Annotated in this window: 9 protein-coding genes and 1 pseudogene; 7 read left to right on the top strand and 3 right to left on the bottom strand. The window is 37.6% G+C overall.

Annotated features, from left to right (window positions below; all coding sequences use genetic code 11):
• From K6G87_RS07595 to K6G87_RS07585, 3 genes are all read right to left on the bottom strand, one after another.
• A partial coding sequence (locus K6G87_RS07595; RefSeq protein WP_296835529.1) for a Rho termination factor N-terminal domain-containing protein occupies positions 1-182 on the bottom strand: 182 nt, incomplete at its 3' end.
• A gap of 237 nt (positions 183-419) precedes the next feature.
• Positions 420-1,877, bottom strand: a complete 1,458-nt coding sequence (locus tag K6G87_RS07590) for a hypothetical protein (RefSeq protein WP_296835528.1) — start codon at positions 1,875-1,877, stop codon at positions 420-422.
• Between the two features lie 385 nt (positions 1,878-2,262).
• Complete coding sequence (locus tag K6G87_RS07585; protein ID WP_296835526.1) at positions 2,263-2,988, bottom strand: zinc ribbon domain-containing protein; 726 nt, start codon at positions 2,986-2,988, stop codon at positions 2,263-2,265.
• A 224-nt stretch (positions 2,989-3,212) separates the two neighbouring features.
• Between K6G87_RS07585 and K6G87_RS07580 the strand changes: the two genes are divergently transcribed.
• From K6G87_RS07580 to K6G87_RS07550, 7 genes and pseudogenes are all read left to right on the top strand, one after another.
• Positions 3,213-4,550, top strand: coding sequence for a D-alanyl-D-alanine carboxypeptidase family protein (locus K6G87_RS07580; RefSeq protein WP_296835524.1), 1,338 nt, complete (start codon positions 3,213-3,215; stop codon positions 4,548-4,550).
• Positions 4,540-5,352, top strand: a complete 813-nt coding sequence (locus K6G87_RS07575; protein WP_296835522.1) for an NADAR family protein — start codon at positions 4,540-4,542, stop codon at positions 5,350-5,352. Before K6G87_RS07580 ends, K6G87_RS07575 begins: the two co-directional genes overlap by 11 nt.
• A gap of 26 nt (positions 5,353-5,378) precedes the next feature.
• Positions 5,379-5,582: a hypothetical protein gene (locus tag K6G87_RS07570; protein ID WP_296835520.1), complete on the top strand. Its 204-nt coding sequence runs from the start codon at positions 5,379-5,381 to the stop codon at positions 5,580-5,582.
• Positions 5,583-5,830: 248 nt separating this feature from the next.
• Positions 5,831-7,267 (top strand): tetratricopeptide repeat protein, encoded by a 1,437-nt coding sequence (locus tag K6G87_RS07565; RefSeq protein ID WP_296835518.1) that lies wholly within the window; start codon positions 5,831-5,833, stop codon positions 7,265-7,267.
• Between the two features lie 21 nt (positions 7,268-7,288).
• A complete protein-coding gene (locus K6G87_RS07560; protein ID WP_296835516.1) occupies positions 7,289-9,121 on the top strand; it encodes a zinc ribbon domain-containing protein in 1,833 nt (610 codons plus the stop codon).
• Positions 9,122-9,221: 100 nt separating this feature from the next.
• Positions 9,222-10,397, top strand: a complete 1,176-nt coding sequence (locus K6G87_RS07555) for a cation diffusion facilitator family transporter (protein WP_296835515.1) — start codon at positions 9,222-9,224, stop codon at positions 10,395-10,397.
• Positions 10,398-10,670: 273 nt separating this feature from the next.
• Positions 10,671-10,855, top strand: a pseudogene (locus K6G87_RS07550) (2,3-bisphosphoglycerate-independent phosphoglycerate mutase); the annotation flags it as partial.

Here is a 10,855-nt window from a genome sequence, read left to right as displayed (position 1 = left end):
TCAGCAGCTTTTTTTGCTTTAGCATCTTCGTTGGATGCTGCTGAAGCTTTTTCCTGATCATCGAGTGCGCAAAGACTGTCGATCAGTTCTGCTTTTTTGACGCCTGTAACTCTTTTGATGCCTCGAGCTTTTGCAATGTCTCTTAAAGAAGTAAGACTAAGCGTTTCATATTTTTCTCTCATAAAAATATCCTTTTGATATATAAAATGAATGGGTAAGTTTACGAATATACTTTTGATTCTGGTATTCGTACAAAGGGGAATCTCGCCGAATTGGCATGAATTTCTTTGCATCAACTAAAATAGCAAAATAAAACGGTGATGTCAAGCATCACCGCAATGTTTTTTGTTAAAAAATCATGTGTCAAAATATTGAAAAATCAATATTTTTCGTATATATAGCTTATGTCATTTGTGCAATTATTCAAGACTCGAATAATCAAAAGAATGAATATTATCAATCATTAAAGCATAACTTTTGTTAGTGTTAAGATTTTTGGCGTCCGCAATTCCGACAAGATTACCTTTCATATCGATTACAGCTGTTCCACTCATGCCATCCTGAAGTGCTAAAGTAGCAGTAAGATAAATAGGGACGTCCTTTTTTTCAGGTATGGAATCGTTGACTTTTAAAAGGGTCATAGGAGTTATAAGATCCTTGCCGGTATGCTTGTAGTTAGTTGCTATTCCCAGAAGCTGCGCACCTTCCGGAATCTGAGAATAGATCGTTGAATCTGCAGATATCTCTCTAAGTCTTAAAAGGATTCGCATTGGTATATAAGAGGTGTTTATCCTGAAAAGACATATCTCGTTATCACTTGAAAGCCTGGTATATTTGATCGCATCATCAAAAGTAATACGGGTTCCATCATATAGCCAGAGCTCATTATGACCTTCTGTCATAAGATCAAGTACATGGGCAACTGAAATAAAGTATATATATTCAGGCGTTATGTCGTAGATAACTCCTGAACCTGACCATCCGTTGGATGAATTTTCTGAATCGGCGTGGAACAGCTCTATAAGACATGGTTTTACGAGCTGTTGAGCAAGCGTAAAGTTCTCTGTGGATAACGGTTTATAATTGAAGTATCCTGTCTTGCACAAGGTTTCAAGAGATGATTCTGATGTGTAAGCGTCTACTGTAGCAGTAGAAGTTTCCATAGATGATGTAAATGTATCTTCAGAAAAAGCTACTGAATCAGAAAATGTAAGTACGCTGCTTTCATCATATGTTTCATCAGGCATCATGTATGTAAAACGTATACCTGTGTAATTTGAAGCATGTGCAAGTACCATGAGATAGCCGCTGTAGGTTTCGTTTTCAATGATTTCAGATATTTTGGAGCGAATAAGGATATCAAGTCCGTCATCTGATACAAAAGATTCAACCTGATCAGTGGTAAAGTTCTGAGAAGGGCTTAAAAATGATGAAAATGAATCAATTGTATACAAAGAAGGATCCTGAATGAGCTGTGCTTCTGAAAGACTCATGATATAGGCGTCGTCATTGCCTTCTATTACTACTGAATCAGGAGTGGCTCCAAATTTTCCCACAAAATCTTCACTGCCATAAAATGAAAAGCATAATGAATGACCATTATTCATCTTGACGTTGGCAATGTGATAGGAATTCTGACCATTGGCATAAGTCTGAAGGCCCATGAGAGCATTAGAATAGCCCTGAGCGTAATAGGATGAATAAGTATGAGGAGCTGAGAAATCCGGATCCGTGGAGGAAGCAAAGACATCATATGTTCCTGATGCTCTATTCTGTTTGTTGGCTTTGCCTGCATATGCTGTTAATGATACCGGTGCATGGAAAAAAGTGGATAGAACACAAACTGATATGATTGAAACAAGCAAGCCTCTTTTCATAAAACTACCCCTTTCTAGAATGCAGCTGATCATTGTCATATTCCCTTCAGCGTGCATATAAAATATCGGTAATGTGTGGTAGTGGGTGAATAGAAAAAAACATACAAAATAGAAAAAATAATTTGGTGTTTTTTCTCTATTGACTTTATATATATATTTTAACATAGGAAGCAAGTATAGGCTATATGGTAAATAGAATAGTTTATATCGAAATTAAGACAAGGGAACAGCGTTTTACAGGCAAAAGAAAACCCTGCAGATGGGAGGGCTGCAGGGTTAAAAGAGGACTATGGAAGGAAAGGGTTATTTGGGGGAGGAGTCCTTCCATTGCTACTACATATATCGACACCTCTTTATAAAAATTAACCCCAAATTACAAAAAAAATTAATTTTTTTTCTTATGTTCTTTAAGCCGCTTTATTACTTCCTTTTCTGTATCAAATACAGTCTTGCGCCTTGAAGGAAACTGGCTTATGAGCTTATCAAGATTCCTCATACGCCATATAGCGCTGCCTTCAAGTGATGGGATATCGTGATCTGACTTTAGGATCGTAACATAGGACGGAAGATTAACTCCGCTACGGTACAAAAACTCTATCCAGCGATTGATATCGGGTGGCAAAGCTGCAAATCTTGTATCTGTCTGGAATTTCATATCTCCTGTCAACTGTACGCAGCTTGATGCAGAACATATATTCGTAAGTTCGTCTATCGTAAGATAATTAAGCTCGGATTTATTATATTTAGCCATGAGAGCTTTTATGATCTGGCCATCATGTAGTCTGTCAGCTTCTTCTATAAAAGTAAAGTCAAGCAGATACAGGCTGCTGAAATTCACAGGATGATCATTGATACATACAGAGTCAACCATTGATCCTTCATCAGTGACCTGAACATCTCTTCCGCAGGATGGGCAGGTAATCTGACCTACAACACCTTTTCTTGAACCTTTGTGTATATAAAAATGTGAAAAGAAATGTCCGCATCCATCACAGTATAGAGGAAAGAGCGTGATATCCAGTTTCATGGAAAGTTTTTCATCTGTTTTGACTAATAGAATTCTGTTTGGAAATCCTCCGCGTGTGCCGGGGATATAATAATCAAGTGCCATATTTTAAATAGTCTCCTTGTCAGGCTTTAGCCTTATCATCTTATATGATGAACAAAATTCATTGTATCATATTCACAGAAACTGTTCCATCCAGTGTATTACCTGAATAGGAGTTTGGACATAAATCCCAGGGAATATGTTGTTCACAATTTTGTAATGAATTTTGGGGTAAACTAATGTAAAATAGAATGTGAGGGTGAAAAAAATCAGGGAGAACAGACAAATTGGGGACTGATAATAAAGATAAGAATCATATAAATTTAAATAATAAAAATAAATATGCGGACGAGTCTTTGCTTCAAGAAGAGATAGCTTCAATCATGAGATATGAGGCTGATGATGACGATGAAGAAATTGATGAAGAAGAGTTAAGACTTGAAGAAGAGCGCTTTAAGGAATATCAGGCCAGAATAACCAAAAGAATAAATGAAATGAAGGCAGAGCATGAAAGACAGCTTCGTAAGCGCAATATCATAAAGGCAGGAGCAGCTATCGCAGCTGTTTCTGTGGCTGTAGTTGCTGCTTTTAATATGATAGGTTCGCGCCTGTATGCTGCAAGGTCTGTTGATGAGGCAGCTGCAGCAGCATATTCGTCTGAAGAAACTCTGGAAGTATCAGAAGCTGCAAATGATGAGTCATCCGCATCTTCAGTAGCTTCAACTGAGTGTACAGTTGAAGAAAAACAGTATATTGCAACCGAAACAGCATCGACTCAGGAATTTGGAGCAGAGATCGTAAGCTCCTGTGGTATCCTGATGAATGCCGATACCCTTGAGATCGTATCTGAAAGAAATGCTTATGCCAAGATGTATCCTGCATCTATGACCAAAGTTCTCACCCTGTTGGTAGCAGCAGAGCATCTTACTCCTGAGCAGCTTGAAGATACCTTTGAGATTACAATAGAAATAACAGATTACAGCTACTCTAACGACTGTAGTGCAGCCGGATTTGATGTTGGCGAGGATGTCAAAGTCAAAGACCTTTTATATGCACTTATTCTTCCTTCAGGAGCAGATGGAGCTTTAGGACTTGCATATTATATAGCAGGTTCTCAGGAAGACTTTGTTGTTATGATGAATGATAAACTGGAGGAACTTGGTCTTTCAGATACAGCACACTTTACTAATTGTATAGGTATTTATGATGATGATCATTACTGTACAGCATACGATATGGCAATTATAATGCGTGCGGCACTTGATAATGAGCTTTGCAAAGAAGTATTATCAACACATTATTATGTAACTGAACCTACAGAAGAACATCCGGATGGAATCGAACTATCCAACTGGTTTCTTCGCAGGATTGAAGATAACGATGAAGGCATAAATGTTGTCTGTGGTAAGACAGGATATGTGATACAGTCGGGTAATTGTGCAGTAAGTTATGCAGAAGATGATAATGGCAATTCCTATATCCTTTGTACAGGCAATTCTCAAGGATCATGGCAGTGTATATATGATCAGACTATTCTATATGCCAATGCCATGAGCAGTGACGCAGTCACAGATTATGCTGTTTCGGCAGCAGAATCCAGTTCAGGAGGAATAGATGAAGAGTGACAACTTGGTCTGTTTTTATCGTGAAAACGATGCATATGGAGAACTAAGTAATTGGATCGATGCTCCTTTTAAATATGCGGGTATTCAGTATCAGTCATCACTTCAATTTATAATGCTTCACAAAGTCATGATGTTTGGCCAGCGTCAGATAGGCCAGAAGATCATGCAGGAAACATCACCTGAAGAGATCAAAAAGCTTTCTACAAAGTTTGAGGGCTACAGGGATATGGTCTGGGATGTTACATGCGAAGGCGTAGCATACAGAGGAATCAGAGCTAAATTCCAGCAAAATCCCGAACTTGCTCAAAAGCTTCTTGCTACAGGTAATAAAGTAATAGCATTTTCTTCTCCGCTTGATGAGAGCTGGGGAACAGGTATCTCCTTAAGTCAGCCCGAGGCATATGATCCTTCCAAATGGAAAGGGAGAAACAGACTTGGGCGAGTTCTTATGGATGTAAGATCGTGGCTTAGAATGTCGCTACTGGCTTGTGGAGAAATACTTCCTTATATAGATATAAAAGATGGTACCACGATTCCGGAATTTAGAATGACTCCTGGTGAACTTCAGATGATACCTGATTTTACCAGAGCTATTCAGACATATGTCCTGTCACTTCCAGATCAGCATGCCAAAGATACATGTCTTAGATCATACGAAATAGGAAGACTTGACGCTAATATAGCATCACTTCCAAGAGCAGGACTACTCGAAATGAAGCAGGAAGTCTTTGATAACGCAAGACTTAGAACTATCATAGAACAAAAAACAAATCCTGCGGGCGACATCAGTTTGCCTGAATGAAAAACTATTACAGGGAGGCACAGCTTATGGTTACAGAAAGAAAACGTGAGATTATCGAAAAGTATGAGGTTCTTCTGGATAAGGCTTTAAAAGAGGATCCTGAGGGTGGACATGATAGTGCATATCATGATTTCAAAAAAGAATGCAGCGATAATGGTTATGTTGGTGAGCTTCAGCAACAGATGTGGCAATCCATTGTAAAGCGAGTAGATATAAATAATAGAAAGTAATATCTGATAATATTCAAAGGGCCACATAGAGGCGAGACCTCTCTGCGGCCTTTTGTTATTTTATATACGATATTACGTTGATTTTCTTCAAAAAATGCATTTCGTCGTATAAAACATGCATTTCGTCGGAAATTTATTTCAAATTGTAATTTGGATGATAGTATATAAATATCTCCGGATTACAAATAATCTTTTGCACTATGTGGTAAAATGAATCATAATACGTAGGGATAACCGGAGGGGACAGCATGAAAATTCAAAAGATCAGACTGATTTCAAAAAAGTTAGGCCAGTATTCAACAACCTTAGGAGAGGAGTCAGAACAAAAGCTTACTATTTCTGGTTCCGGTCGTTTGTGGTTTACAGCTTACCTGGGAAAGGATGATGAGGATCAGGATTATTCTGCTGTAAGAAAGCTTGGTGCAAGCATCGGGAAAGATCTTGCCGTAGAAATACTCGAATACGTTAATGAAGTATTTTATGGAAGAAAAGAAGGAAAATACATATCAGAAGATCGTGGTTCATTTGAACTTATAATTACTGATACCAAAGGCAATAATTATATATATGGCGGTGAGCTTTCCAAAAATGCAGATAGGATCATAACTAATCTGTCAGTTAAGCTCAGAGAACTGATACCGATCGATAATCTTTTCCTTTTTGACGGCGGTGAATTCCAAAACACAGAGAAAACATCTGTTCGATATTGTTATTGTAACGTAGAACCAAAAGGAATGAGCACTAACTATTTTTATATAAGTGATTTCGGAATGTTACAGTCAGGCTCATATGTAGAAATACCTTTTGGTAAGAAGAATACAATAATGAAAGGAACCGTTATAAGCTGTAATTATTTTGAGGGTGAAGATGTTCCTTTTGCAGTAGAACTTACCAAGCATATCATAAGAGAGATAAGTCAGGATGAATTTGAAAATACTGATGAGCTCAATGAGAACCTTTCAAGAGAAGATCAGGATGATCTTGATGAAGTAGAAGAACTGATCGAGAATGAGAATTATGACGGAATGTACCAATGGGCTTATGAACACCATGAACGTGATGATGTCCAACAGATCATGGCTAAGGTGGTTCAGTGTTACGAGGAATGTGTAAGGCAGAATATGCCGGTTGCAGCACTCAATCTTGGAACATTATATTATGAAGGCCGTTATGTAAGACAGGATTATCAGAGAGCCTTTGAACTTTACAAGATAGCAGCTGATGCAGGAGAACCGCGTGCTATCAGTAATCTTGGCTATTGCTACTATTATGGAAGACATCAGGAAGTTGATTATGCTAAAGCATATGAGTATTTTCTGAAAGGCGCACTTCTTTTTGATGATGCCAATTGTCTTTTCAAACTAGGAGATATGTATCTTCAGGGTTATCATGTAGAAAAAAATGAAAGATATGCATATCTTATGTATGAGCGTGCCATGTTTGAATGTTATGGCGATGACGGAAGACCAGATCCGATAATACCGGATATCATGCAGAAGATGGGACAATGCTTCTTGTATGGAATCGGAATATCACCGGATGTACCTAAAGCACTTACACTGCTTAATAATGCCTTGACAGGTTTTTATTATAGAAAAAAAGATGATCCGAATGCAGTACAGCTGATAGCTGAAACTAAAAAATGCATTGAAGATGCAGAAAAAATATTGGATTCGGAGGAGTAAAAAAGCGAGGGAAAGAGAAATATGTATTGTGGAAAATGCGGGAAGATAGTATCTGATACAGCTAAGTTCTGTCCATACTGTGGTGAAGTTTTTAGTCAAAAATCTGCAGCAGAAAATGGAACTAATGCAGACACTGGTGCAAACCATTCAGGTTATAATGCATATCAGGCTCAGAATACCAATAGTATTCAGAATTCATCAGTACCTCAGAATACTAATAGTGCTCAGGGCTCAACAACACCTTTGAATACTAATGGCGCTCAGAATTCATATTATGGTCAGAATTCATATCAGGCGCAGAATATGTACCAGAACCAGTATAATCAGAGCTATCAGCAGTACAATCCGCAGATGCAAAATGGCTATGGACAGCAGGCTCCTAAAAAGAAGAAAAGCCATAAAGGTCTTGTATTTGGACTTGTCGCAGCTGTAGTTTTACTTGGAGTAGGCGGCGCAGGCGGATACAAATATCTTGAAATGACACATGAAGAGGATTATAAGAAAGCTATAGAAGCAGCTAAAGAAGCTTATGATGCTAAAGATTATGAGAAGGCTGCAGAGAGCTATCAAAGTGCCCTTGATATTAAAGAAGGCGATGAAGTAGCTAAGGAAGGCTTTGATCTTGCAAGTGCAATGATGAAGATAGATTCAGCAACTGCAAGACTTGCAGGACTCTCATCTTATGATGCTTCTATTAATTATGAGCTGAGTCTTACAGTAGATGATACTACAAATGCAAGATCCTATAACCTTACTCAGTCTTCTGAAATGACTGCTACTAATATCACTGATGAAAATGGAAATACAATCGCTTATGTTACAGGTGATCTTTTTACTTCAGCAGATGATGATGGCAGCGAAAGTAATCAGACATATGAAATGTATGTTACAAGAAGCGGAAGTGTTGAGACCAGCTACTCATACACAGAGTCAACAGGCTGGGGCGGAGAACTTACAACAGGAGCTGAAGATGAGGCTACAGTTATCTTAGGTGACATTGCTTCTTTATCTTATTCTTATGATAAGGACAATGAAAGCGAAGATTATTATGTATTTACTGCTACCGGTGTAAATGCCAAGGAGTGTTCATTCCTTACAAATTTCTGCAGTATAACAGATAAGGCTACAGATGCAGGAACACAGAAAATGGACGTGTCTTTGTATCTTGATAAGGAAAATGGAAAGGTCTCAAAGATAGTAGTTTCATATCCGGATCTTTCAATGGCAGATGTTAATTCATATTACTGCACTTATAGTGGAAAGAGTCTTTCTATTTCAATGGATAAGATCCAGTATACTATAAGTATTACTGAATGGGAGTCAGATGCTTCATTATCTGTACCATCTGATGCGGTTGATGCTCTTTCTGTAGGTGGTGGACTTCAGACAGCTGTAGCATTCTCTACTGAGCCTACTGAGTATCTTGGAGTTAATATGTCAGATGTTACATTTCAGGATGCAAGCTTCCAGGTTCCATCATCATGGGTTAAATATGCATCAACCAGTGTAGAGCAGGAGTATCTTCTAAACTCAGATGGAACAGCACGTGTAAGCCTCCTTTATATAGATAAGTCTAATTTCAGCTCAAAATCTGATTCCAAGAATATGGATCTTATTCTTGATAGCCTTACATCAGGAGCTGAAGTAACTGATCCTTCGGATGTAACAATTGATGGTGAAGACGCTCTTCGTTTTGGAGTTACAGCTTCAAGTGATGATGTATCATTAAATGGAGTTATATATGTTATTCCATGCGGAGATGGATACATGGTTGTTGAGTATCTTATGTACAGCGGAGTTGATAACATCTGGCAGAGTCAGTTCAATGCTTTTATTGGAAGTATAACTCTTTAAATTTTATTTAGTAGATATATCCCCCATGCAGACAGGTGAAGAGCCTTAGTGGGGGATTATCATAAAAATGTAGATAATGTGCAGCAAAAGAGGATATAAAATGATTCAATTTCTTGCTGGAATATTTATCAAAGATCATAAGAATATAAATGATGCAAATGTGCGCCGGCAGTATGGAATACTGTGCGGCGCCTTTGGCGTTGTACTTAATATTGTTCTTGTTATCATTAAGTTTATGGCTGCTATGATGTCATCTTCTGTATCAATTCTGGCTGATGCTGCCAATAACTTATCTGATGCAGAAACATCGGTAGTTACGATCATTGGATTTAAACTCGCAGCTCAAAAACCTGACAAAAAACACCCCTTTGGACATGGAAGAATAGAATATATAGCAGGACTTGTTGTTGCCTTTTTTATTTTCGGTATGGCAATTGAGCTGTTAAGAACATCTTTAAAAAAGATAATGGAACCCGAAAAAACCGAATTTAATCTTATTATTGCGGGTATACTTATAGCATCTGTTTTGGTGAAGCTATATATGTATTTGTACAATAATGAAGTTGGAAAAAAGATATCTTCAGCGGTTCTTATAAATAATGCCAAGGACAGTATAGCTGATGTCTTTTCAACAAGTGTTGTACTTATTACTTCGTTAGTAAGTTACTTGTATGATGTAAGTCTTGATGGATATGCAGGAGCACTGGTTGCCTGCTTCATCTTTTATCAGGCATTTGAAGCAACAAGAGATACTATTTCTCCCCTTCTTGGAGAAGCACCTTCTGACGATATGATAAAGAGTATAGAAAGTGATGTGCTTGAGTTCGATAAAATACTTGGAGTACACGATATTATAGTTCATAATTACGGCCCAAGTAAGACTATGATGTCTCTTCATGTGGAAATATCTTCTGAAGGAACCCTTATGGAAGCACATGATCTTATAGATGAGATAGAACATTTTCTGAATCAAAAGTATTCATGCAGTAGTGTAATACATGTTGATCCCGTTGATCTGCATGATGATGAGACTATGATGATCAAAGGAAAGATGGAAGGCCGAATTAAGGCACTTGGTCCTGATATAAAGTTCCATGACTTTAGGATAATTCATCATAAGAATAAAAAGATCATAGCTTTTGATGTGGTTGTTCCCTTTGATTATGATGCTTCTGATGAGGAAATAATAGATTTTGTAAGAGAAAGCAGTAATGAAATGTTCCCAGGGTATGAAACAGAAGTTACTGTCGATAAAGCTGAAATCGTTGATAAGTGAGCATCGTACTGATAGTACATATACTACAGACAGGTGATTTCTTTCCTGATAATACATATGTTGCAGATAAGTGATCATCTTAAAGGTAATAAATATGTTATTTATAAGCGATCATCTGTCCGATAATACATTTGTTAAATAATTATCTTGTAATAAATACTTGTTCTGTCGTATTATATAAAAGCGTAGATATTGTAATTTTTGGTCTTGATATAATAAAGGACTAAAGATTCGAATTAATAAATAGTTAGTAGATTACGGAGGTTTTTGTAAATGAGAGGTTCTAAACCAACACTTCTTTTGATCCTTGACGGATTTGGTCTTAATGATAATCCTGAGGGCAATGCCATTGCTATGGCTAATACACCAAATCTTGATATGCTTATGGAAAAGTATCCTTTTGTAAAAGGAAATGCCAGCGGACTTGCAGTTGGTCTTCCTGACGGACAGATGGGTAA

It is taken from the genome of Butyrivibrio sp., assembly GCF_024699075.1.
This window is presented reverse-complemented; position numbering and strand designations above follow the sequence as displayed.

Coding starts and splice junctions, on each gene's coding strand:
- K6G87_RS07555 (WP_296835515.1), top strand. CDS start 9,222: ATGATTCAATTTCTTGCTGGAATATTTATCAAAGATCATAAGAATATA.
- K6G87_RS07590 (WP_296835528.1), bottom strand. CDS start 1,877: ATGAAAAGAGGCTTGCTTGTTTCAATCATATCAGTTTGTGTTCTATCC.
- K6G87_RS07575 (WP_296835522.1), top strand. CDS start 4,540: ATGAAGAGTGACAACTTGGTCTGTTTTTATCGTGAAAACGATGCATAT.
- K6G87_RS07560 (WP_296835516.1), top strand. CDS start 7,289: ATGTATTGTGGAAAATGCGGGAAGATAGTATCTGATACAGCTAAGTTC.
- K6G87_RS07570 (WP_296835520.1), top strand. CDS start 5,379: ATGGTTACAGAAAGAAAACGTGAGATTATCGAAAAGTATGAGGTTCTT.
- K6G87_RS07585 (WP_296835526.1), bottom strand. CDS start 2,988: ATGGCACTTGATTATTATATCCCCGGCACACGCGGAGGATTTCCAAAC.
- K6G87_RS07565 (WP_296835518.1), top strand. CDS start 5,831: ATGAAAATTCAAAAGATCAGACTGATTTCAAAAAAGTTAGGCCAGTAT.